This window comes from Marinobacter sp., assembly GCF_048266785.1.
Lineage (GTDB): Bacteria > Pseudomonadota > Gammaproteobacteria > Pseudomonadales > Oleiphilaceae > Marinobacter.
In genome coordinates this window covers 245,083-268,785 of the sequence record NZ_JBLWYX010000003.1, presented here as the reverse complement: position 1 = coordinate 268,785, position 23,703 = coordinate 245,083, and the positions used below count along the sequence as shown (strand labels likewise).

Annotated in this window: 13 protein-coding genes; 8 read left to right on the top strand and 5 right to left on the bottom strand. The window is 59.6% G+C overall.

The genetic code is table 11. The features are described from left to right. Window positions 1–3: 3 nt before the first annotated feature. Together ACN0V1_RS06730 and ACN0V1_RS06725 are read right to left on the bottom strand one after the other, a co-directional pair. Entirely contained in the window at window positions 4–8,241 is an 8,238-nt protein-coding gene (locus tag ACN0V1_RS06730; RefSeq protein WP_417544264.1) for a GH36-type glycosyl hydrolase domain-containing protein, read from the bottom strand. Window positions 8,242–8,432: 191 nt separating this feature from the next. Continuing rightward, window positions 8,433–9,467, bottom strand: a complete 1,035-nt coding sequence (locus ACN0V1_RS06725) for a universal stress protein (protein WP_417544263.1) — start codon at window positions 9,465–9,467, stop codon at window positions 8,433–8,435. A 200-nt stretch (window positions 9,468–9,667) separates the two neighbouring features. Here ACN0V1_RS06725 and ACN0V1_RS06720 point away from each other — a divergent pair, with 200 nt between their 5' ends. Then, window positions 9,668–10,276: a protein-L-isoaspartate O-methyltransferase family protein gene (locus ACN0V1_RS06720; protein ID WP_417544262.1), complete on the top strand. Its 609-nt coding sequence runs from the start codon at window positions 9,668–9,670 to the stop codon at window positions 10,274–10,276. Here ACN0V1_RS06720 and ACN0V1_RS06715 read toward each other — a convergent pair. Beyond that, window positions 10,266–11,891 carry a L,D-transpeptidase family protein gene (locus ACN0V1_RS06715; protein ID WP_417544261.1) on the bottom strand — a complete coding sequence of 542 codons (1,626 nt, stop codon included), beginning with the start codon at window positions 11,889–11,891 and terminating at the stop codon, window positions 10,266–10,268. The genes ACN0V1_RS06720 and ACN0V1_RS06715 overlap by 11 nt on opposite strands. An 87-nt stretch (window positions 11,892–11,978) precedes the next feature. Between ACN0V1_RS06715 and ACN0V1_RS06710 the strand changes: the two genes are divergently transcribed. The 7 genes from ACN0V1_RS06710 (at window position 11,979) to ACN0V1_RS06680 (ending at window position 23,020) form a co-directional block, all read left to right on the top strand. Next, window positions 11,979–12,713, top strand: a complete 735-nt coding sequence (locus tag ACN0V1_RS06710) for a murein L,D-transpeptidase catalytic domain family protein (protein WP_417544260.1) — start codon at window positions 11,979–11,981, stop codon at window positions 12,711–12,713. 155 nt (window positions 12,714–12,868) lie between these two features. Then, window positions 12,869–14,236: an efflux RND transporter periplasmic adaptor subunit gene (locus ACN0V1_RS06705; RefSeq protein WP_417544259.1), complete on the top strand. Its 1,368-nt coding sequence runs from the start codon at window positions 12,869–12,871 to the stop codon at window positions 14,234–14,236. After that, window positions 14,233–17,334, top strand: coding sequence for an efflux RND transporter permease subunit (locus ACN0V1_RS06700; RefSeq protein WP_417544258.1), 3,102 nt, complete (start codon window positions 14,233–14,235; stop codon window positions 17,332–17,334). Before ACN0V1_RS06705 ends, ACN0V1_RS06700 begins: the two co-directional genes overlap by 4 nt. A gap of 25 nt (window positions 17,335–17,359) precedes the next feature. After that, on the top strand, window positions 17,360–17,989 hold the full coding sequence (locus ACN0V1_RS06695; RefSeq protein ID WP_417544257.1) for a TetR/AcrR family transcriptional regulator: 630 nt from the start codon (window positions 17,360–17,362) through the stop codon (window positions 17,987–17,989). Between the two features lie 2 nt (window positions 17,990–17,991). After that, a complete protein-coding gene (locus ACN0V1_RS06690; protein ID WP_417544256.1) occupies window positions 17,992–19,053 on the top strand; it encodes an HlyD family secretion protein in 1,062 nt (353 codons plus the stop codon). Then, entirely contained in the window at window positions 19,050–21,893 is a 2,844-nt protein-coding gene (gene rbbA, locus ACN0V1_RS06685; protein ID WP_417544255.1) for a ribosome-associated ATPase/putative transporter RbbA, read from the top strand. Before ACN0V1_RS06690 ends, rbbA begins: the two co-directional genes overlap by 4 nt. A gap of 2 nt (window positions 21,894–21,895) precedes the next feature. Then, a complete protein-coding gene (locus tag ACN0V1_RS06680; RefSeq protein WP_417544254.1) occupies window positions 21,896–23,020 on the top strand; it encodes an ABC transporter permease in 1,125 nt (374 codons plus the stop codon). Between the two features lie 47 nt (window positions 23,021–23,067). On the opposite strand, the gene ACN0V1_RS06675 is transcribed toward ACN0V1_RS06680, so the two are convergent. After that, window positions 23,068–23,253 (bottom strand): hypothetical protein, encoded by a 186-nt coding sequence (locus ACN0V1_RS06675; protein WP_417544253.1) that lies wholly within the window; start codon window positions 23,251–23,253, stop codon window positions 23,068–23,070. Then, a complete protein-coding gene (locus ACN0V1_RS06670) occupies window positions 23,240–23,680 on the bottom strand; it encodes a cytochrome c (RefSeq protein ID WP_417544252.1) in 441 nt (146 codons plus the stop codon). Before ACN0V1_RS06670 ends, ACN0V1_RS06675 begins: the two co-directional genes overlap by 14 nt. Window positions 23,681–23,703 lie beyond the last annotated feature (23 nt).

The window sequence follows — 23,703 nt, the reverse complement described above, 5'->3', positions numbered from 1 at the left end:
TGATCAGTCGGAAGACAGTTGCCGCAACCGGGCGGTGACGTATTGTATTGTTCCGCCTGTCGGGACGGCAATGCAATCGCCTTCGACGGGCTGGCCGTCTACTGTGAGCTCGACGCGCCCGGTGCCCAGGCGTTCGGGATCCTCGATTGTCACGACCAGAACGCCGTCGGGGCCGTTGATCTGAACCCTGGCGCCGCCCCAACTCGTTGGGATCTTGGGGGTAATCCGGACTGCGCCACGTTGCAGGCTCAGGCCAATAATGCCTTCGACAGCCAGTTGCCAACTCCAGCCAGCCGCCCCCGTGTACCAGGTCCAGCCAGCTTGGCCGGTGCCCGGTCCTGCGCCGCGCACGTCGGCGGCCAGAACATAGGGCTCGCCGCGGTAGCGCTTGGCTCCGTCAAGGTCATCGGTGCGGCGGATGGGGTTAATCAGGTCGAAGATCTTGTAGGCCATGTCGCCATTGCCGAGCCGTGCGTGGGCCAGGCCTAGCCACGCTGCGGCATGGGTGTACTGACCGCCATTTTCGCGAACCCCCGGCGGGTAGGCGCGAATGTAACCCGGATCGCGCAGTGTTCGATCGAATGGAGGGCTCAGCAAACGCACCAGCCGTGCGTCGTCATCTACCAGACGGTTGGTTGCAGCGTTGATACCCGCTATGGTGCGCTCGGGCGAAGGCCCGTCGGCCAGCGCCGCCCAGGACTGGGAAATGCTGTCGATCTGGCACTCTTCGGAATCTTTCGAGCCCCATGGGAGCCCGTCATCCGCGAAGGCGCGCGCGTACCATTCGCCATCCCAGCCTGCTGCATCGGCTGTTCGGCGCAGATCATCGGCGCGCGTCCTCCAGAGACTATCGAGGTCGTTGCGCCCGACGTCTTTGGCGAGGTTGGCGAAGGCCTCGGCACATGTCGCGGCGAACCAGGCGAGCCATACACTTTCGCCGCGCCCCTCGCTGCCGACGCGGTCCATACCGTCGTTCCAGTCCCCGGTGCCAATGAGCGGCAGTCCATGAACTCCTGCGGTTACGCCACGATCCAACGCACGTCGGCAATGCTCGAACAAGGTGCCGCGTTGATCGCCTGCCTCGAACGGTGCGTAGCGATCTTCCTCGTCGGTTTCCAGTGGGGCGGCGGACAGGAACGGGACTTCCTCGGTGAGGATAGACGTATCGCCGGTCGCCTCGACATAACGGCCGGTGGCGTAGACTAGCCATAGCAAATCGTCCGAGCAGCGAGTTCGCACACCTCTTCCCTGAGGTGGGTGCCACCAGTGCAGCACATCACCCTCCTCGAACTGATGCGAGGCGCTTTCCAGAATATGCACACGCACGCGCTGCGGATCGATGAGCAGCAGCGCCATCATGTCCTGAAGCTGGTCACGGAAACCGAAGGCGCCCCCGGCCTGTTGGAACCCGGCCCGAGCGAATATGCGCGAGGCGAATGTCTGGTTGATCAGCCAGCGATTGACCAGCAAGTCGAAAGCCGGGTCCGGAGTGGTGACCTGAACGGCACCGAGCCGTCGTTTCCAGACAGCATCGTTGTCGATCAACCCCCGCTTGGCGGTTTCGACGTTCGCCCAGTGTGCCGCGAGTCGTGCCGCCTCGGCAGGATCGCTGCCCTCGCCGAGCACGAACACCACCTCTTCGGTGGCGCCGGCTGGGAGATCTATGTGAACCTGGAATGCCGCACAAGGGTCGGCCACGTTGTCGAGATCACCGTCGAGGCTCCAGGCCACGAGGCCGGCTGGTCGGGCCGCATTGCCGTGGAGGCCAAGAAACGCCGCGCGGTCACAGGTCAGGCTGTGCGGCTGACGGCTGGCGGCGAGAAACGCGGTGCGCTCGCCGAATTCCGGGTTCCAGCCATTGCGTGCAATCAGTGCCTGGCTTTCGCTATCGAAACCGCAGACCAGATGCGGTCGCGCCGCGCTGGGCATAGACCCAAGCAGCCACTCGGCATAGTAGGTAGCTGTAAATCGACGCCCGCGGTCGCCCGGATTGGTCAGGGTCAGCAGAGCGAGTTTCACGGGTGCATCGGGGGGAACAAAGACGGTGAGACGCTGTTCCAGCCCCTCGGCGTTGCGTAACCAGGTTGTGGCGCCGGCATGGTGATGGATCTGGCAGGATGCATGGCCGCCGGCTGGCAGTGGGGTGGTCGTCCAGATGTCGGCTGTCTCCTCGTCGCGCAGGTAAAGTGCCTCGGTCTGCGGATCGACCACCGGGTCATTTGACCATGGGGTGAGGCGATGCTCGCCGCTGTTGATGCTCCAGGTGAAGCCCAGTCCCGATTCCGAGACAATTGAGCCGAAACTCTCGTTCGCCAGTACATTGCACCATGGCGACGGCGTCACGCGGTCGCCGTCGAGATGAATCGCATAGTCGCCTGTTGCCGGAATGAAGCCTCCCAGAGAGTTGTTGAACATCAGGTTATCGGGGCGCCGTAGTGGTTCCACGTCCAGCGGTTTGGACGTAGGCACTCCGAGCGGCTGGAACCGGGGTAGCGGGGCGCGCCCAAGCTGCAACTGAGCCATCGCAGTGGCCAGTGATCCCGCTGCGGCGTCTAGCGTCACGCGGGCCGTGGCCTCGAGGGCGCGCCGCTCCGCCGCACCAATCCGCTCGGTTGCCAGGAGATGAACGCCTCCCCGTCCGCCGAGCCCCTCTAGCACGTTCGCGTCGCGAAGCGCGGCAAGCAGCAGGTCGCGAATCGGCTCTTGATAGCCTGAGAGACCATCCTGCAGGAACACCAGGTCCATACGAAGGCCGCGTCTCTGCCACCATCGATGGGCGCGGATGATGGTCGGCAGCAGCGTCGCATGGGCCTCATCAACGACTCGCACCAATACGATTGGCAGATCACCGGACAGCCCCATGCTCCAGAGATGCGGCTGTGCAGGAAGCATTGTGTCGGCCGCTACTAACAGGATCGGTGGCGTACGCGGAAAAATCAGGTCCCGGAAAAGGATCTGCGCCTCGGCCAACGTTCGTGAGTCCAGCCCGAGGCGTTGCGCTTCGAGCGCGGCTGATCGCCGCGCGTCTTCCGTCGCCCAATCGAGAGCCGACCTGGTCACGAAGCGCTCGACGATCCCGAGTGCCGCCTCCCGTGAGCCGGCAGCGACGGTCACGAAATCGATTTGTGCCTGCGCCCTGGGCGGCAAGACGACATGCGCCTGCAAGGCCATGACCGGGTCGAGCGTCCAGCCAACCGTTCCATCCAGCGTCTCGGACGCCCCCAACGGTCGTTCCGGGTCGCCGTGTCGGCCGAGAAATCGCCTGCGGTCGGTCTCAAAGCCCGTCGGTGTGACCGCTGCGTCGGTCGACAGCAAGCGATGAAGCAGGGCCGGTGGTTGATCGTCGAGTCGTCTCGGGCGGCGCTCGAAGATGAGTGTATTCTGGTCATCCAGGCGCTCGCTGTGGATGAAGAGCTTGCTAAAGGCGGGGTGACGTTCATGGCTGGCCGCAGGCGCAAGTACGATCTCCGCATAGCTCGTCACATACATCTCGCGCACCCGGTCGCTATCGTTGGAGATCGTGACACGGCGGATCTCCACATCGTCGCCGGGGGCAATCACGATTTCGAGGCTCGTCGACAAACCTTCCCTGCGCTCGTGAAACTCGATCTTGTGGGCGTGGTAAATGGTGTCAGATATCCGGTTCGAGCCGTGTCCGCCGAGTGACCAGATTGCGCTACCGTCGCGTTCGCTGACATGGATACGCGCCTCACCGCCACGGCGAACGGGATCTCCCGTCCAGCGGGTCAGGGCTTGGCCGCGCCACCAGAGTGCACTGTCTCCGGCATTGCTGATCCAGGCGGCCAGGCTGCCGTTGCCGAGCACATGGAGCTGAGGGTCGAGCTGGTGCGGTGCCGTCCAGGTATTCAACGTCGGTGTCGGGATGCGGGTGAGATCCGCTGTCGTAGTGTCGGTTTCGGTCGCCTGCTCGGGTGAAAACTCCCATGGAACACGTTCCTGCAACAGCAACTCGGTGGCGCGCATGCGCGGGTCGCGGCCGAAACGTCTGATCAGGATGTCGTCGTTCAGCGCGTTGCCGATCGCGGCACAGATCATGCCTTGGTGGTGAGCCATGTAGGCGCGTACCGGCGAAACCCCGCCTTCTAATGGCACCCGGTCTGGCGTGAAATCGGCGGCTTCAAAGAATCCGTACCGGTCGCGCAGACCGAGCTTATCCAGCCGCCGCAAGTTGGAGGTGGCGGCGGCTGGCGCCACGCTCAATGCCAATGCGCTTGCATAGGGTGCGACAACATAGTCGTTGGCAAGACCCCGCTTCAGGCCGAGCCCGGGAACGCCAAATGCCTGATACTGATAGTGATGGGAGCCGTCCCGGACGGCAAAGCCGGATTCCGACACACCCCAGGGCAATCCGAGCTTCTCGCCATAGCGCTGCTGCACATTGACCGCGGCACGTTCGCTCTGGCCGAGAAGTCGCCCGGACTCGCTCGGTAACAGCAGAGCCGGCATCAGGTACTCAAACATTGACCCATTCCACGACAGCATCGTCAACGTGCCAGCTATCTTGGTGATGGGGCGCCCCAGGTGGAACCAGTGCTTGACGGGCACGTCGCGCTTGGCGATCGCGACATAGCTGGCCAGCCGAGCCTCGCTCGCCAGCAGGTCGTAGTGGTGTGGGTCGAGAACATCGGCGTCGAGATCGTAGCCGATGAAGAAAGTGCTGGTCTCCTCGTCATAGAGTGGGTGGAAGTCCATACCGAAGGCGCGTGCCTCCGCCCGTTCAGCGCAACGGTGGAGACTGTCGCAGAGATCACGGCAAGTCGTCTCCCCTTGGTCGAGCGCCTCCCTCATCTTGGCGACCCAGTGTCGACTCTCCGGGTCGGCCGGAACCAATTGTGAAAGAGCGCGGCGCGCCTCGTCGATGCTATTGACTCTCCCGGCGAGTGAGGTGTCTGGTGGGGGCAACGCCTCGAGCACCTCCGACACGCCGGCCAGTCGGGGCGGAGACGTTTCGGCCAAGGCGAGCCAGGGCACCAGCGCGTCAAGATCGCGCCGCATGGCCATCAACTGGTGATTGACACGCTTGAGCCAAAGATGGATTTCGTGTGGGTCGGACTTCACGTCGTTTTCGAGCACTCGGGCGATGCGAATTTGAGCCTGCGGCCAGTCATCCGTGTTAATCCGTACCAATGCTGACCACCAGTCTTGCGGCGTGCGGCGGATGGCGGGGAGTCGGCCGATGATGGCATTGAGGTGGTCAGCAACCGCGCCTTGATCTGTCTTGGGAAGTTGGGAGACAGCCTCCCGCAGTAGGTGAAGGGCATCGCCAAGGCCGTCCCACCGTGCCGGGCACAGCGTCGGGCCAGCCGCGGCCTCCCGACAGCCTGCGGACAACGTCAGCAGGCTCGCCGCCAGATTACCGCTGTCAACCGTCGAGACATAGCGTGGCTCAAGCGACTCGAATGTTCTGGTGTCAAACCAGTTGAGCGTGTGACCGGCATGACTCTCCAGTCGATCGAGCGCGTTCAGTGCAGCGGCCATGCGCGCGGCAAGATCACGTCGTCCGATGTGGCCCAGATCCCATGCCGTCAGTGCCGACAGCAAAAGCATCCCGACATTGGTCGGCGAGGAGCGGTGCGCAATGTCCTCGTGCGGAGCGGCCTGATAGTTGTCGGGCGGCAGCCAGTTGTCGTCGGGGCCGGCGAACGTCTCGAAGTACAGCCAGGTGCGTCGTGCGACCAGGCGCAGATAGAGCCGGTCATCCTCCCCCAGGATTTCCGACACTGGTTGGCGCTTACGGCTGATCAGCCAGGCGATCTGGGGGGAGGCGAACCACATGAGCAACAGCGGTGCGGCCCCTGCCAGCGCGATGGGGTTCAGCCAAGCGAGCGTCAGTGCAATTACGGCTGCGAACGACGGCGCCGCTGCCATCTCGCGCCAGGTACCGAGCAATGTTTGCGAAACCTCCTCAGCAGAATGGGCCGCTGAGGTCCATTCCAGCAGGCGGCGGTGTGAGACATGGACGCGCCATAGAGTGCGTGCGATCGCCTCGCTCGCGACTGCGGCCTCGTGGGCCAGGAAGATAACCGCCAGCAGCCAGCGTCCGGCATGATCAGCCAGTGGATGCAGCATGCTTCGTATCGCGCCGAGCTTGCGTCCACGCCCCAGGCCGGGGATGAGGCTGATGAACAGATGGGCACCCGGCGCGCCCACTGCCAGCACTGTCCAGATCAGGGCCTGTCCGGGCAGCAGAAGCCAGCCGGCCGTTGCCAAGGCGACGAGCATGGGGGCGATCAGGCTGCGGCGCAGGTTATCAAGCACCTTCCAGCGGTCGAGGGCCAACAGCCGGTTGGGAACGTGTTGGTCGCCGCGGCCCGGCACGATGCTGCCCAGCCAGGGCGTGAGCTGCCAGTCACCCCGGATCCAGCGCAGGGCGCGCCGGGAGTATGCGAGATAGTTCGCGGGGAAGTCCTCGTAGAAGACTATGTCGCTGGCAAGCGCGGCGCGGCCGTGAAGCCCCTCGAACAGATCGTGGCTGAGGATCGCGTTTTCCGGCACGCGTCCGTGCAGGCACTTGTGGAATGCGGCAACGTCGAACGCCCCCTTGCCGGTGAATATTCCTTCGCCGAACAGATCCTGATAGATATCCGAAACCGCGCGGCTGTATATGTCGATCGCAGTATCGCCGGTGTAGAGACGGGTGAACAGCGACCGGTCTCCGGCATCGGGTGAGATTTCGACCCGGGGCTGGATGAAGGTATAGCCGCAAGTCGGCTGTCCCGTGGTCGGATCGAACTCAACGCGGTTGAGCGGGTGGGCCAGTGTCCCTACCAGACGGTTGATGTCGTTCGGCTGCGCCCGGGTGTCCGCATCGAGAGTCACGACGAAGCGTGTCCGGCGGAGTGCATCGAGATCGCCTTCACGTAAGGCGAATGCATCCGGTCGATGGCCCAGGATGAGGCCGACAAGCTCTTCAAGCTTGCCGCGTTTGCGCTCCCAGCCCATCCATCGGCCTTCGGCGGTATTCCAGCGGCGCCTGCGGTGCAGTAGCACGAACGGTGCCTGTTCGGCGTAGCGTGCATTGAGGCGGCGCAGACCGGCGACGAGGGCGGCTTCGATCGATACATCAGCCGGCGTGTGTTCCGAATTGGCGTCCGCGAGGTCGCTCAGCAGTGCCATGCACATTCGCGGGTCCGGATTCGACAACCAGTGCGCTTCCAGCCGCTCAATCAGTGGCGCGACCTCAGCCTCATGGCGCAGGATCACCGGCATCACCAGTGCTGCCTCGCAGCCGGCGTCGAGGCCGTTTTCGATGGCGAGTTTCGGCAGTACTCGGGGCGGTACGGACCGGCTGACGAGCCAATGTGTGAAGGTCATACCGATGATCATCGCCGGCATGAGCGAGAGCGCGAGTCCCGCCACCCACGCTGCCACGTTGGCTTCGAACATGGCGAGCAGCAGTGCCGGAAGGAGCAGTGCGGACATAGTGAAGCCGGCTAATGCCCCCGCATAACTTCTGCCGGGATGAGCCATGATCCAGCGGCGGCAGCTCGCGCGCCACCCGGCGCGATAGCCGACCTGTCGCTCAAGCTCGGCTCGGCCTTCCGCGACCAGCCAGCAGCCGACATGCCCTGAGCGCCGGGCTCGGGGATGAGCGCGCGCCAATTTCAGTGCGGTCTCGGCGACTTCCCATTCGGAGGCCAGCGCGCCGTCGGCGATATCTTCGACGGCTTTGCGATACCGGTCGCGTGTGTCGAAATCCATGGCCAAATAAACGCCAGCAGGATCATCCTGCAGGATCGCCTCGACACGGCTCACCTGCTCAAAAAACGTCTTCCAGGAAATATGCGAGATCGTCACGATGGACGAGATCGCGCGCGAAACGCCTTCGGTCGGGTCGAGCGCCTGATGCAGAGTCGATCGTGGGGTCATTTCGAATGGCGGCGTGAGTTCAGGCAAGAGCTCGGAAAAAGATTGAACGAATTCCTCAAGACAAACAAGGCGTAGCACCGCCGGGAACGCCCAGAGTTCGGCGATCGTCAACGGTCCCTCGCGCTGATAAGCGTTGACGAAATCGACCGCCCCCGCGAGACCGACTTGCATCCGATCCACGTCGAGCATACCTCGTGCCAGCGCCAGGACACGCGGGATGCCGCGATAATCGGCCGCGGCGAGTCGCGGCAGGCGCTGATAGAACGAAGCGGGGAGGTCTTCCCGCACCTGCCGGACAGCGCGGCGCAGGTGAAACTCGTTGTCGAGCAGCCACTCCGAGGCTTTGGCCATATGAGGCGGTGGCTTGACACAATGGTCATGAGCGCGATCCAGCCAGGGGAGAAGCGCGGAGAGCTGTTGCCATGCGGAGGCCGCCTCGGGTCGACCTGCAATGATGTCGTGACGTGCCCGGAGCGCGGCCGCACTCCGGGCATATACGTCGGACCGCACAGTGTTGCCTTCCTGTAGCGTTGCGGTTGGTGTCACATTATCCCCTGGCTCGGTAGCCTCGTGTCTATGGCGGGGTTCGGACTTCTGTGAGGCGTCGGCGAATTTATTTTGCATTGCCGCACGAGCAGCACCGGGATGTTCAGGTGATTGATCAGATAGCCGGCGATGCTGCCAATGGACATTTCCGGGTGCCCGCTCTTGCCGGTGGAGGAGAGCACTACTAGATCGGCGCACTCTTTTACGATCGCCCGTGCAAGCGCACGGCGCGCATCGCCGCTTGGCAGCAAACGGGTTTGGATCGTCGGTGTGGCGGGCAATAGAGATCGAATCCAGTCCAGGTACTGTCGGGCAGCGTGTTCATTGCGACGATACAGTCGATCGCGCAGTGCAACTGCCTCCGCGTCGAGCAGGTCTGACTCGATGAGATCGACTTTCGGGGCGGCGTGAACCAGCACCATCTCGGCTTCGTGGGCGGCCGCAATCTTCAGACCGAGCGGCAAAGCGCATTCCGATCGTGATGAGCCATCAAGCGGGGCGAGCACCTTGCGATAGCGGATCCGCGTGTCGCCGACCTGTACCGATGGCGCGAGTAACACCGACGCGTTGGCGAGTTCGGCGACCCTACGCGCCGTGTTGCCCAGCTCAACGGAAAAACCATCGCTTTCGCCACCTCGACCCAGCACGACCAAGTCCGCCGCATTGTCATGAGCCCATGCGTTGATGCGTTCGGCGGGCACCCCGGCCAAGATCACCGCATCGGCCTGAAGAAGGCCGATGCGCGACATGCGCTCGTGCAAATATGCGGTCGCGTCGCGGTGACGTAACGCCCACTCCACCGGATCTATCGGCTCATGCGCCGCTGGCGATTCGAGCACGTGCATGACAGTCATACGTGCACCGACAGCCTCGGCCACTGCGGCAGCGTGAGCCAACACGGCTTGTGCGAAAGGGGCCGCATCAACTGCGAAAGGGGATGCATCAACACAGGCCAGGACATGGCGAAGGATAGGTTGCTTGGCGAGCGGGCTCGACTGCGGAGTCCCTGCCGGAAGTTCAGATTCAGACATGTCGTGCTCCTTAATGGCGAACCGCCATCAGGCAAAAGTTCACTGCCCAGCCATCGGGCCGTGAGGTTAACCAAGGGTTTCTTCGAGGACTTTGACATCAAAGTAATAGCTTACTATCTTTTGTAAAGCAAGTATGCTAAAGGGAGTACTCCGATTGGTGGTTTGGTATGTTTGAATCTGGGTCCTATTCAGGAAAGCGTATGAAAAACCACTACGAACTCTCTTATTATCTGCAGCAGCGCGGGGTACTCAAGTCCCCGCTGCTTGTGGACAGTTTCAACGCTATTGACCGTAAAGATTTTGTAAGCCCGGCATTACTGAGTGAGGCATATGAAGATCACCCTCTTGGCATCGGTGCAGGCCAAACCATCTCCCAGCCTTACACTGTCGCTTTTATGCTGGAGCTTTTGGGACTTGGAGAAAGCGACCATATTCTGGACATTGGCTGTGGTTCGGGTTGGAGCACGGCGCTTCTGGCTCAGACGGCCAAATCGGGTTTTGTAACAGGGGTTGAGCTCGTTCCCGAGCTTCTGGAGCTGGCACGAAGTAATCTCGAAAAATACCAGTTTGCCAACATCAAGCTGGAGTTGGCCGGTGAGGCCCTCGGTATTCCGGGGCAGATGTTCGACAAGATTCTGGTATCCGCCGCCGCAGAAGAGGTCCCTCCCGAGCTGATCGGGCAACTTAACCCTGGCGGCATCATGGTGATTCCCGTTAAAAACGACATGGTTGTCGTCTCCAAGCGCGAGGACGGCAATATTGAACAGAGTAACTTCTCTGGCTTTCGTTTCGTGCCGCTTATTTACTGAGCGCCAAAGGCCGGTCAAGTGCTCTCAGCAAACTGGCGTCGTGCTGATAGACATCCGGGCGAAAAACCAGCTCGCCGTCTGTTCCGGGGTGAACGGTCCAGTAGTGCAGAATGACCGGCACCGACCGTTTCAGGTGAATGTCGCGGGTTTCGCCTGCGGCGATCAACGAGTCTATATCAGCTGCGGTGCCAGTGTCGTCAAAGAGCAGTTGAGCGAGCTCTAGCACCCCCTGGACACGAATGCAGCCAGAGCTGAACGCGCGTTGCTGTCGCGAAAATAGACCTTGGCTCGGTGTGTCGTGCAGATACACCAAGTGATTATTGGGAAAGCGCAGTACCACTTGTCCCAACGCGTTTGTCGGGCCCGGATCCTGGCGCAACATAATGCCCCCCGGGTTCCACCAGTCAATCAAGTGGGGGTCCAGCCGCTGGCCTGAGAAGCTCAACACGCTCATGTTTTGTTGGTCCAGGTAGGTAATATCGCGACGTATTCTGGGCAGCATATCTTCAGTGTATATGGTGGGCGGCACGGTCCAGGTTGGATTGAGTGTCAGGTGTGTAATTGCGGAACGCAGCGAAGGCGTGCGTCTGTATGGTTGGCCCACCACGATGCGGGAGCGCCATATTTCGCCATTCGGGCGAAAATAACTGATGCGATAACCCGCGATATCGACCAGTACAAAATCTTCAGCTTCACCGTGCAGCATCCAGCGGGCGCGCTCAAGGTTTACCCGGATTTGATTGATGCGCACAGTGACCGGCACATTCATTGCGGCCCGGGTTTGTCTGCCGACGATTCCATCCTCCTCCAGCAGGTGATGTTGCTGGAAACGACGCACAGCATCGACCAGATTCTCGTCGTATTGATCGGTTTCAGGCAAGGTATTGACGGTTGTCTGAGCAGCCAATTCATCCACATCAGGGGTGGCCAGTTCGCCGGTGATAGCCAACCGTTTACGCAGCAGAGCCACATCTTTATGGATGTCGCCGGGTCTGAGCGACTGTTGACGGTCTGGTAGCCGGGGCCAGCCCCCTTGTCGCTCCAGATGGCGATATTGCGCCAGCCCCGCACGCAAGCGCTGGTAAGGTGCAGCTTGGGGCCGCACCAGAGAAAATGCCTGCTCGAAACGCTGGGCATCTACCGCCTGCGATACTGCCGGCAAGTCGAGCGGTGCGGCCAGGATGGGCATTTCCCATTCGGGGTCAACACTATAGGGGTCAACTTTACCGCGCTGCAGGTGCTGCAGCACCGTCATAAGCACACGGCTGACACGTAACTCAAACTGGACCTGGTCTTCCATGTTTCCGGCGGCGGTCTGAAGTTGACGATGCGTTGAAATCAGAGCGGCCGGTCGATAATCCGCTGCATTCAAGCCGTCAGTTTCCAGCGCGCTGAGTGCAGCGGCAAAACCGGCAACGGCTTCGGTCTGTTGCCATGCAGGGCTACCCTGCCTGGCAGCATAAAAGTCTTGCAGGTCAGCCTGCTCGGTCGGTAAACGATCTGCGAGAGCTTCGAACAGGGTGCGGTCGTGTTCATTTGCCTGGGTAGGTAGTGCCAGATGGAGCAGGAGTATGATTGCCAGACTTGCAGAAATTGAGTGGGTGCTGAAAGTCATCTCCCTCTCCTGGGTGATTCGGGCAAAGCCTTTCCATAACGAAACTTATGGTTATAATACTACCCGATTTCTAAACAGGTTTTCTGAATGCCCACGAACTTCCTGAACCGATGGCTCTTCGGTACAGTGTTTTGCAGTCAGCTTTTGCTGGGCACTTTGCCTGTGCTGGCTGGTGATCATCAAACCGAGGCAACTGCCGTGCACTCCACGGCACACGAGTTGGTTCTTGATAAGACGCTTGCCAGGCTGGCACCTCAAGCCGATCCTCATGTGATGCGTCTGGCGGCCCAAGCCGTATCTTGCGCTGCTCCCGGTGCTGAGCGTCTGGCGGTCATCGATTTCTCCCTGCCTTCTACGCAGCCTCGGCTTTGGGTGTTTGATCTGAAGAATCAGGAGCTGTTGTTCAAGGAACTGGTGTCTCACGGCCAGGGGTCCGGCAATGCAATGGCCAGCACGTTTTCCAATGTGCCAGAGAGCCATCAGTCCAGCATTGGTCTGTTTCGCACGCTCAACAGTTATCAGGGCAGGAATGGTTATTCGTTGCGCCTGGAGGGGCTGGAGTCCGGCGTTAATGATCTCGCGTACCAGCGTGCGATTGTGATTCACGGTGCGGATTATGTCAGTGAGAGCTTTATTGGAAAGACCGGCCGCCTGGGCCGCAGCCATGGCTGTCCTGCCGTTCGCCAGGAGATTGCCGGGGCACTGATCGACAGCCTGAAGGAAAATCAGTATTTGTTTACCTACTATCCGGACTCGGAGTGGCTGGCAAGTTCGGAATTTCTGCGCTGTAACCGTAGCGATGGTCAACTCGCCCTGAACTGATCCGTATTATTAACCGGTACCTCGGGGATCCGGTTTTGCTTCCCACCAAATAGATGTCTGGCCTTCTTAAAACAAAACTGCTCTCCTTGGTTGCAGAAAAGATAGTAACTGATTACTATCTTTTCTGGCGGGTAATTTCCACAAGAGAACGTTCAATGGCTCTGCGGCAGTTCTGCAATAGAAAGGTATTGGCTTTAGTCGGCCTGGTGGGAGGTGTTCTCTTGGTTGCGCTTCTTATTTTCTTGAGCGAGGGGCCGGCGCACAACGAGGCAAACTCCCCGCCTCAGCCCATGACGGTAATTGAAGTGCAGCCAGTGCCGTTTGTTCTGGCTGCGCGGGGCTTTGGCATTACGCGCCCCGTACAGACCTGGCAGGCTGTGGCCAACGTCGCCGGGCGCGTTGTTCAGCGTCATCCGGAACTCAACAGCGGTACCTTGCTGCCGGCAGGCACATTGTTGCTGACGCTGGACCCGGCGCGCTATCAGTTGACGATTGCCGAAACCGAAGCTGAGTTGGCCTCTCTGGCGGCCGAGCAAGCCCAGCTTGAAGTAGAAACACAAAATACCCGCCACCTGTTACAGCTGGAACGTGAACGGCTGAAGTTGTCTGAAGGCGAGCTCAGCCGTATAGAGCGTCTCCTCAAAACCGGCTCGGTGTCCCAGTCACACCTTGATGAGCAGCGGCGCGCAACGCTCGCACAGCGTCAGCTTGTGCAGTCGCTGGATAACCAGCTCTCGCTGTTGCCGTCGAAACAACAATATCTTGATGCCCAGATACAGCGCGCTAATACGCGTCTGGAGCAGGGGCATCAGGATCTTGAAGATACCCGCTTTATTGCTCCCTATGATCTGCGCATCCGCACTGTCGAAGTGGAAGAGCACCAGTACGCGGGCATTGGGCAATCGCTGTTTCTTGCGGACGGCATTGAACAGGCTGAAGTTGAAGCGCAGGTCCCTCTGACCATGTTGCGCAGGCTCATGAAAGCCGTCTCGAGGCCCGTTGATTCGCAGGGATCCGCGCTGGATATCACCGAGCGGCTTGATTTTTCGGTCATTCGCAGCGAAGTAGAGCTGACCGGCTTTCCGGCCGTGCGCTGGCCTGCAAGCGTCACCAGAGTGGCCAGTGGCCTGGATCCCGGTACACGCAGCGGTCGGGTGGTGGTTACCGTGGACCAGCCATACAGCCTCGCACGATTGCCCGAGCGCCCCGCATTTCAGCGTGATATGCATGTTCAGGTCAATTTTGCCGCCGACAGCTCCGAGCCTTTGCTGGCAGTGCCGTCTTCGGCGGTGCATCAGGGCGAGATTTACCTGCTGGCGGAGGGTAACCTTCTGCAGCGGCGCCCCGTGACGGTCGCCTTTGAGCAGAATGGTCTGGCGGTGATTGAAAGTGGGTTGGTGGCCGGCGAGCTGCTGATCACGGATGATCCCGTGCCTGCAGTTACAGGCATGAAAGTCGCGCCACATCGGGACCTGGATCTTGAACAACACTTGCGGCAACTTGCGCTGGGTGCTGCGCAATGATCCGCTGGTTTGCAGGCCATCCGACAGCGGCTAACCTGCTCCTGATACTGTTGCTGGCGGCGGGTTTATTTGCGGTACCGGACCTGAAGCGTGAAACCTTTCCTGATTACCGACCTGTAGAAATCAGCATCGATGTTGTGTATCGCGGAGCCAGTGCCGCCGACGTTGAAGATGCAGTCTGTCGGCGTTTGTACGATGCGGTCAAAGGTGTTGATTATCTTAACGAAATAGAGTGTGTTGCACAGGACAATCTCGCCCGCGCCACAGTCTCTATGGAGGCCGCTGGGGATTCCATCCGCTTTCTGAATGACATCGATACCGAGGTCAATGCACTCACCGACTTGCCGGCGCGGGCCGAAAGACCTGTGGTGCGGGAGCTGAACCGAAGTGATCTGGTGGCTGCGGTGGCCGTGTATGGCGACATGGCACCGAACCGGCTCGAAGACTACGCGCTGCAGCTGGAAGAGCGCGTCATGGCGCTGCCTGGAGTGGCCCAGGTTTCCCTGCAAGGGCTTTCACAGCGCCAGTGGCAGGTCGAGGTATCGCGGGGCGTGCTGGCCCAATATGGCTTGTCCGCCAGCGATCTGGCGTTGCGGCTCAAGCAGCAGAGCATCGATGTGCCGCTGGGCACCCTGGAAACTCCCGAACGGGATATTTTACTGCGTTTTACCGACCAGCGGCGCAGCCTGCAGGAACTTGCAGACTTGGTGGTGGTTTCGGGTAGTGGCGGAGGCGAGCTTACCCTCGGCCAGATCGCAACGCTGCGGGAAATCGGTGAGCAGCCCGAGGCGCAAATCTATTTCAATAACCAACGTGCGGTCGTGCTGGAAGTCAGCAAAACACTTCGTGATGATTCGTTGAATGTGCTGGAGGAGCTGACGACATTAATAGACGCTGAGCGCCAGCGTATCGACGCCCCATTGCAACTGACACTGACGCAGAATATGACCAGCATCGTACGCGATCGGCTGGAAATGCTGGTGAGTAACGGTATCGCGGGGCTGGCTTTGCTGATCGTGGTGATGGGGCTGTTCTTCCGCCCACGCCTTGCACTTTGGGCTGTACTCGGCCTGCCGGTAGCATTTGCGGGCGCTTTTTTTGTGATGAGCCTCAGTGGTTTGTCTTTGAACATGATCACCCTGGTGGCGCTGCTGATGGCGATTGGTATTGTTATGGATGATGCCGTCGTGATAGTCGATAATATCGCGGTTCAAGCCAGTAAGGGTGCTTCGCCCCTGGATGCCGTAGTGGAGGGCACACGGCAGGTGTTGCCGGGAGTTGTATCGTCTTTCCTGACAACTGTCTGGGTGTTTGCGCCTCTGGCGTTTCTCGCCGGCGAGCTGGGTGCCGTGCTGGAAGTGTTGCCGGTGGTGTTGATTGCAGCGCTTTTCGCGAGCCTTATCGAAGCACTCTGGATTCTGCCGCATCATCTCAAGGGCAGTGTTCCGTTGTTGCAGGCAGACACCCAGTCCCGTTTTCGCACCGCCTTTGACCGCCATTTTGGCGTGTTTCAGGAGCGTGTTGGCAGGCTCGCAGACAGGGCGGTGAGCTGGCGCTATGCCGTGTTGGGTGCAGTACTGCTCATACTGCTGGGCACGGCGGGTTTTATGGCCGGCGGCCATGTCAGTACGGAAGCCATGCCGGATCTTGATGGCGATACCCTGGAAGCCCGGCTTCTGCTGCCCCAAGGCACCCCCCTGGCGCGCACCGAGTTGGCCGCCGCGCAGATTGCAGACGCCATGTGGCATCTGAATGATGTTCTGACACCTGAACAACCCGATGAAGCCCCACTGGTCAACGCCATTCAGGTGCGCTTCAATTACAACCCCAGCGCGCAAGAGGCGGGCGCCCACGTTGCTACGGTGATGGTCGATCTGCTAAGTGCCGAAATTCGAACCATGACCCTGGATGAGTTGACGGTTGCTTGGCGTGAACAGATTGGCGATATTCCCGGGCTTTCCAGTTTGATTATTCAGGAACCGGGCTTCGGCCCTGCCGGCATACCCATTGAAGTGCGACTGCAGGGAGCGGATCTCCAAGATCTCAAGGCCGCCGCGCTGGACGTGAGTGATCACTTGACCGGTTATGAGGCCGTTTATAACATCATTGACGATTTGCGCCCTGGTAAACCACAGCGAACCTTTACACTGACGGACGGCGCATTGGCATCCGGGTTAACAGCGGAAATGGTCGCCGCCCAGTTGCGCGCGGCCTTCCTTGGGGAAATCGCCGATACGCAGCGCATAGACCAGCGCGATGTGGAAATACTGGTGCGCCAGGCTGAGCGCGACAGATCCAGCCTCGATGATCTTGCCGACCAGACCATTTTGATGCCCGATGGGCGTCAGATGCCGTTGGAGGTTGTGGCCGATATGCACCACCAACGCGACTGGGCGATGATCACCCGCGTTGGCGGCCAGCGCACCGTAACGGTTCAGGCTAATGTGGATGCACGCAAGGCGAGCGCCCAGTCGGTCGTCAACGATATGCGCAATCAATGGCTGGCGGAGTTTGAGCAACGCCACCCGAATGTTGTGGCCAGTTTTGAAGGCCAGGTGGCCCGCTCCGCTGAAACCGGCGGCTCCATCGCGCGCGGGTTGATGGTTGGTCTGCTGGGTGTGTTTGTGATTCTGTCGTTCCAGTTTCGCAGTTATGCAGAGCCGTTTATCGTTATGCTGGCGATTCCGTTGGCCTTTGTCGGCGCACTTTGGGGGCATGTGCTGCTGGGCTGGTACATTTCCATGCCATCGATGATCGGTGCCGCCTCTCTGGCAGGTATCGTAGTGAATGATTCCATCCTGCTGGTTCAGTTCATCAAGGAAAACCGCAGCAAGGGCATGAGTGCAATTGTTGCGGCAGGGCAGGCCAGTCGCGACCGGCTTCGGGCCATTCTTATTACCTCCACCACCACCATCGCCGGGTTGTTGCCCTTGCTGGCCGAAACCAGCGTGCAGTCAGCGGCCATCAAGCCCCTGGTGATTTCGGTGGTGTTCGGTCTGCTGGCAACGACCGTGCTGGTGCTGGTCATGATCCCGGCGGTTTATGTGTTATTCGATGACTGGGGCTGGACTCGCGTGGAGCCAGCTGAGGCCGAATAGTTTTTAACGTTTATGAGAGTGCGTAATGGATAAGACCAGGCAAAAAAACCTTCCCGCCGAGGAGCGTCGCACCGTCACTGTTGAAGCGGTGATTGACCTTGCCGCAACAACAAACCCGAGCGACATAACAACGGCGGCCATCGCCAAACATATGAAACTGACGCAAGGCGCGCTGTTCCGGCATTTCCCCAATAAAGAAGCGATTTGGCAGGCGGTCATGAAATGGGTGGCGGAACGCCTTATGGCGCGAATCGAGAAAGCAGCGGAAGGGATTGAATCACCCCTTGAGGCAATGCAAGCCATGTTCATGGCCCATATTGCGTTTGTTTCCGAACACCCCGGGGCGCCGCGCATGTTGTTCGGTGAGCTTCAAGGTGCAAAGGCAACACCGGCAAAGAGCCTGGCGCGTGCGTTGCTCAAACAGTACGCGGAGCGTCTGAATGAGCTTATCAAGACGGCGAAATCCTGCGGTGAACTTCCCCATGAGCTAGATAATCAGGCGGCTGCCACGCTATTTATTGGCACAATTCAGGGCTTGGTCATGCAGTCTTTGATTTCGGGAGACATGGAGCAAATGCGCCGGGCGGCGCCAAGGGTGTTTGCCATTTACCGGCGCGGAATTGCCTGCGCAGAACCGGGAGACCGAGGAGAGTAATCATGTCGCGCAAAATTTCCACTGTTCTTGTTGTGGCCGCCCTGGCGGTATTTTTGGGCTACGCCATCTGGAAGGTGCTGCTGGCGCCGGATAATCGGCCACCCGACGGATTTGCCCGCGGGAATGGGCGTATTGAGGCTGATCTGGTTGACATTTCGACGCGTCTGGCCGCCCGGGTTTCGGATATCGCGGTACGCGAAGGTGACCTGGTTCGGCCTGGTGACGTTCTGGCCGTGATGGATACCACCGAACTGGTGGCGCAACAGAGGCGAGCGCAGGCGGCGGTGGCGAGCGCGGAGGCAGCCGTGGCTGTGGCGAACGCTGGCATTACGCAGGCCAAAGCCAGACTGGCCTTGTCGCAGAGCAATCTGGCCCGTGCAGAAACCTTGAGCGAGCGAGGTGTCGTAACCCGCGAGGAACTGGATATCCGTCGGATGGAAGCCAAAGTGGCCGAGTCTGTGTTGGTTGCAGCGCATGCGGAAGCGGTTGCGAAACAGCGGGTTGTTGATGCGGAAAGCGCTGCCTTGCAGGAAATTGAGGCGCGCATTGCCGACAGCACACTCTATGCAACGCAAGCGGGGCGGGTACTCTATCGCCTTGCCCAGCCCGGTGAGGTTCTGGGTAGCGGTGGCAAAGTGCTGACACTGGTCAGCCTTGGTGATGTTTATATGGAGTTTTTCTTGCCCGCAAATTCCGCGCCAAAGGTGCGGTTGGGTGATGAGGCGCGGATTGTGGCTGATATCATGCCGGATATGGCGATACCAGCGGTTGTGAGCTTCGTCGCGCCACAGGCGCAGTTCTCACCAAAACAGGTTGAGACTATGGATGAACGCGAGAGCCTGATGTTCCGCATCCGTGTGCGCATTCCCCCGGAAATGGTCGCCGTAAGGCTTGCACAGGTAAAAACCGGTGTGCGCGGCGAAGCCTGGGTTCGGTTAGTGGGAGCCGATGGAACCTTGCCTGGCTGGCCCGAAGGGCTGACACCACCCGTCGCTAAAACTCTATCTGTACTAGACAACCCGATGAGGACAACTGGCGAGGTGTCTGAGGGCTCTGCAAAGTGAATGTCGCCGACAGATCTGACACGCCAGTTGCAAGTGTATCTGGTGTGACTCATCGCTATGGCAAGGTGTGTGCGCTCAATGACGTAACCCTGGATTTGCCCGCCGGGCGCATGGTCGGCTTGATCGGTCCTGATGGCGTAGGTAAATCCACCCTGATGGGGTTGATCGCCGGCGCCAAGCGCTTGCAGGCCGGGCGCATTGCTGCGCTGGGCGGCGATATGTCGAATAAACGCCATAGGGCCGATGCCGGTAGCCGAATCGCCTTCATGCCCCAAGGGCTTGGGCGCAATCTGTACCACGATCTTACCTTGCAGGAGAATCTCGATTTCTTCGGCAAGCTGTTTGGGCTAAACAAATCTGAGCGCCAGGCACGGATTGCCCGGCTGACCCAGGCAACGGGACTGGACTCTTTTATGAACCGGCCTGCGGGTAAGCTCTCCGGTGGTATGAAACAGAAACTGGGACTCTGTGCAGCACTGATTCACGATCCGGATTTTCTGTTGCTGGACGAACCGACAACCGGTGTGGATCCACTGTCACGAAGTCAGTTCTGGGATCTGATTGATACCATCCGCGCTGATCGATCACAGATGAGCGTTCTGGTCTCTACCGCTTATATGGAAGAAGCCGCACGTTTTCAGCATCTTGTGGCCATGAACGAAGGGCGCATTCTGGCCATTGGAAGTCCTGTAGAGCTGCTGGCCCAGACAGGAACGGAGACCGTCGAAGCGGCCTACGTGACATTGCTGGGCAGCAAACCCGCATTGATCTCTGAGGTTCATCAGGCTCCCGGTGCGTCAGTAGCAGCGCAAGGGGAGAAAAAAGAAGGAGAGGCAGACCAGCCGGCTATCAGGGCGCACAACCTGACCAAGCGATTCGGCGATTTTACCGCCGTGGACTCTGTGAGTTTCGAGATCGCCCGGGGTGAGATTTTCGGTTTTCTGGGGTCGAATGGTTGTGGCAAAACCACCACCATGAAAATGCTGACCGGGCTCACGCCTGCAACCGAGGGTGAGGCCTGGATCTTCGGTGAGCCGGTGGATGCGCAAAATCTCGACGCGCGTCGGCAGGTCGGCTTTATGTCCCAGTCGTTTTCGCTTTATGGCGAACTGACGGTGCGTGAGAACCTGCTGTTACACGCGCGCCTGTTTCATCTGGGCCGAGCTCTGACCGCTGAACGGATGGCGGAGCTGATTCCGCGTTTCGGGCTTGGGCCCTATCTTGATCAGGGGGCCGCGTCCTTGCCCCTGGGGGTACGCCAACGCCTTTCACTGGCGGTAGCGGTAATCCACGCGCCCACCATCCTGATTCTCGATGAGCCGACCTCCGGCGTCGATCCGCAGGCGCGGGATGTGTTCTGGGATATGTTGCTGGAGCTTGCGCACCGGGACGGAGTGACGATTTTTATCTCGACGCATTTTATGGATGAGGGCATGCGCTGCGACCGGATTTCGCTGATGCACGCGGGCAAGGTGCTGGTGTCGGATGTACCCACAGCGCTAATTGAGGCGCGAGGTGCCGAGACGCTGGAAGAAGCTTTCATAGCCTACATGCTTGATGCTTCAGCACCGGCGCAGCCGGGCCTGGTTAAAGAGCTGACTCAAGGGCCGTCTCAGTCAGCTGAAACAGCCGAAGGCGGAAATCTGCTTGGCGCAAACAGCGCTCATGAGCCAGGCCCAACCGCGCCACGCTTCAGCCTACAGCGTATGTTTGCTTTCACCACACGGGAGGCAATGCAGGTAAGACGCGACCCTGTGCGATTGGTGTTTTCCTTCGTGGGTAGCGCGTTGCTGTTGCTAATCATGTCTTTTGGTATCTCACAGGAGGTGCGCAACATCCCGTTCGCCGTCCTGGACCAGGATCAAAGCCCCGAGAGCCGGGCTTACCTTTCAGGATTTGAAGACTCTCAATGGTTTCTGAAGCGCCCACCTATCAGCAGTGTGGAAGAACTTGAGCAACGCCTCGAAAGCGGCGAGCTGGCACTGGCCATCCAGATACCGCCAGATTTCGGAAGATCGGTGCGGGGAGCAGAAATAACCGAAATAGCCGCGCTGATCGACGGCGCAGATACCAACCGGGCTGGTACCGTGGAAAGCTACGTCAAGGGTGCTCACGCCCACGTAATGGGCATTGGCGCGCAATCGGCACTGGCGTTGGCAGATCTGACGATACCCAGGTCACCGGATTCGGTTCCGCCGGCGGCCTTGATCCCGCGCTTTCACTACAACCCGGCAATGGAAAGCCTGCCGTCGATCGGCCCGTCGATCCCACCGCTTTTGTTATTGTTGTTCCCGGCGATCCTGATGGCGGTCAGCGTGGCACGTGAAAAGGAGATCGGAACAATCACCAATTTTTACGTTACGCCCACCAGTCGTGCCGAATTCCTGATCGGCAAACAACTGGTTTATATCGTCGTCACGCTTTTGAACTTTGTGATCCTGACGGTGCTACTGGTAACGGTTCTGGGGATTCCGCTGAAGGGCTCGCCGCTCGTGCTGGTGTTGGGAGCGTTGCTTTATGCCGTTGCAGCAACAGGGTACGGCCTGATCGTATCCATGATTGCCAAAACGCAGGTAACGGCGGTTTTTGCTGCCGCTATTTTGTCGGTTATGCCAACCCTTCAGTTTTCCGGGATGATTACCCCGGTTTCCTCGCTGGAGGGAGCAGCACAGATGGTTGGCACCTTCTGGCCAACAACGTGGTACATGGGAATCAGCGTCGGCACCTTTACCAAAGGGCTGGGCCTGTCGGATCTGTCGGGTCACCTCTGGCGTCTTGCTGCATTCGGGCCAATCCTGACGGGATTGGCCGTGTTGGCTTTGCGCAAGCAGGAGAAATAAGAATGAAACGTCTCGCCAACATCTTCTGGCTCGCGGGCAAGGAACTGAAAAGCGTTCTCGGTGATCCGGTCATGGTTATTCTGATTCTGTGGTCGTTCGTGGCAGCCGTAATTCTGGAGGCCAGTGGGGCGGGTGATACGGTTTACAACGCTGCTATTGCCATTGTCGATGAAGACCAATCGTCGCTTAGCCGGCAAGTAACGGAGGCTTTGGGGCCTCCGTGGTTTCAGCCCCCCGTTCTGATCTCAGCCGATCAGGTGGCGCCTGAAATGGACGCCGGGCGTATCATGTTTGTGCTCAGCTTCCCGCCCGGATTTGAAGCCGACGTGATCGCTGGCCTGATGCCGGCCGCCCAGCTTGAGGTAGATGCGACCGCAGTGTCGCAGGCGCAACTTGGTACTGATTACATTTCCAACATTCTGCTATCCGAAAGTCGGGAATTTTTATCGGGCAGTCCCAATGAGCCTGAACCGGCGTTGCGGCTTGAACTGCGCAGGGCCTTTAACCCCAATGGCGATCCTGTCTGGTTCAAGGCAGTCTCGTCGCTGCTCAATCAGTTATCGCTGCTCACCATCGCGCTGACGGGCGCAGCTATGCTGCGCGAGCGCGAGCAGGGCACCATTGAGCATCTGATGGTCATGCCGCTTACGCCGCTCGAAATCGCGCTTTCCAAAGTGCTGGCCAATGTTGTTGTGGTGCTGGGAGCGTTCACCTTATCGCTTGTCTTTGTCGTGCAACAGATTCTCCAAGTGCCTGTGGCCGGGTCTGTGCCGCTGCTACTGGCGGGCACGACCGTGTATCTGGCCGCCGCCGCGGCCATCGGGATGTTCCTTGGCACCATGGCGCGTAGCATGGCTCAGTTTGCGCTGTTGGTGATCATGGTAATCATCCCGATCATTATGCTTTCCGGTGGTATGGGCGCGATCGAAAGCCAGCCAGATATTGTCCAGCGCCTGACCTTGGCACTGCCTTCGCGACACTTTCTCGCGTTTGCCAAGGCCGTGGTGTTCCGCGGCGCGGGTCCGGATACCGTATGGATTGAGTTATCGATGATGGCCGGGCTGGGGATTACCTTTTTCGTGGCCAGTTTGGCGCTGTTCCGCAGATCCATGAGCCTTTCGGGCTAGTTGAAAGATAATCAGCCTTGTTGGCTAAGTCATAGGTCACAGGGAAACTATTCAGTGGCGCGCCCCCATGCCTGAGGAGCCGACTGCTCTTTCAGTCCCTCGAATCGATCCGTCACATAGCGGCTGTGGCAAGCCACGCAGGATTCGGTCATACGGTTGAAGGTTTCGGCCTGGGCCCGGGTATCCTGCTGGTCGCGCGCGACGGCTGCGTTGTCTACGTCAACGTGGGCCATTAAAATGCTTAATGAATGGCTCACGGAAATTTTGGTGACACCCCAGACAGCTTAGCTGCACCTTGGAAAATGCTTTAATAACCGCTTTGCCGTCGCCGCGCATTGCAGCTTCTTCCATCGCAGTTGCCGCATCGTGCACCTCACCATCGAATCCACGAAATTTACCGGCATCGCTACCAACCCAGTTCAGAATGCGCAACTTTTCCGTTATTGGTGGTTCGGCATGACGAGCAATTTTTGGGGCACGTTCGGCCACTGTACCCCAGTCTTCCGTGGCAATTGCACCTGCCACGGTTTGCATATCACGCCCGAGTTGCTGCATCACACCCTGCAAAGCCAAGGGTTCGGCAGACTCAGCGCGTAGAGTTGCAGCAGTGGCGAGTAATGCCATAACGATGGCGGTTGAAGTGCATTTTGATCTGCTCATTTTTGTTCCTTTATCGTTGGATG

Bases quoted from the DNA above. Each gene is read 5' to 3' on its own strand.
- ACN0V1_RS06730 (WP_417544264.1), bottom strand. From the start codon at position 8,241: ATGGCCAAAGCCTCGGAGTGGCTGCTCGACAACGAGTTTCACCTGCGC.
- ACN0V1_RS06725 (WP_417544263.1), bottom strand. From the start codon at position 9,467: ATGTCTGAATCTGAACTTCCGGCAGGGACTCCGCAGTCGAGCCCGCTC.
- ACN0V1_RS06720 (WP_417544262.1), top strand. From the start codon at position 9,668: ATGAAAAACCACTACGAACTCTCTTATTATCTGCAGCAGCGCGGGGTA.
- ACN0V1_RS06715 (WP_417544261.1), bottom strand. From the start codon at position 11,891: ATGACTTTCAGCACCCACTCAATTTCTGCAAGTCTGGCAATCATACTC.
- ACN0V1_RS06710 (WP_417544260.1), top strand. From the start codon at position 11,979: ATGCCCACGAACTTCCTGAACCGATGGCTCTTCGGTACAGTGTTTTGC.
- ACN0V1_RS06705 (WP_417544259.1), top strand. From the start codon at position 12,869: ATGGCTCTGCGGCAGTTCTGCAATAGAAAGGTATTGGCTTTAGTCGGC.
- ACN0V1_RS06700 (WP_417544258.1), top strand. From the start codon at position 14,233: ATGATCCGCTGGTTTGCAGGCCATCCGACAGCGGCTAACCTGCTCCTG.
- ACN0V1_RS06695 (WP_417544257.1), top strand. From the start codon at position 17,360: ATGGATAAGACCAGGCAAAAAAACCTTCCCGCCGAGGAGCGTCGCACC.
- ACN0V1_RS06690 (WP_417544256.1), top strand. From the start codon at position 17,992: ATGTCGCGCAAAATTTCCACTGTTCTTGTTGTGGCCGCCCTGGCGGTA.
- ACN0V1_RS06680 (WP_417544254.1), top strand. From the start codon at position 21,896: ATGAAACGTCTCGCCAACATCTTCTGGCTCGCGGGCAAGGAACTGAAA.
- ACN0V1_RS06675 (WP_417544253.1), bottom strand. From the start codon at position 23,253: ATGGCCCACGTTGACGTAGACAACGCAGCCGTCGCGCGCGACCAGCAG.
- ACN0V1_RS06670 (WP_417544252.1), bottom strand. From the start codon at position 23,680: ATGAGCAGATCAAAATGCACTTCAACCGCCATCGTTATGGCATTACTC.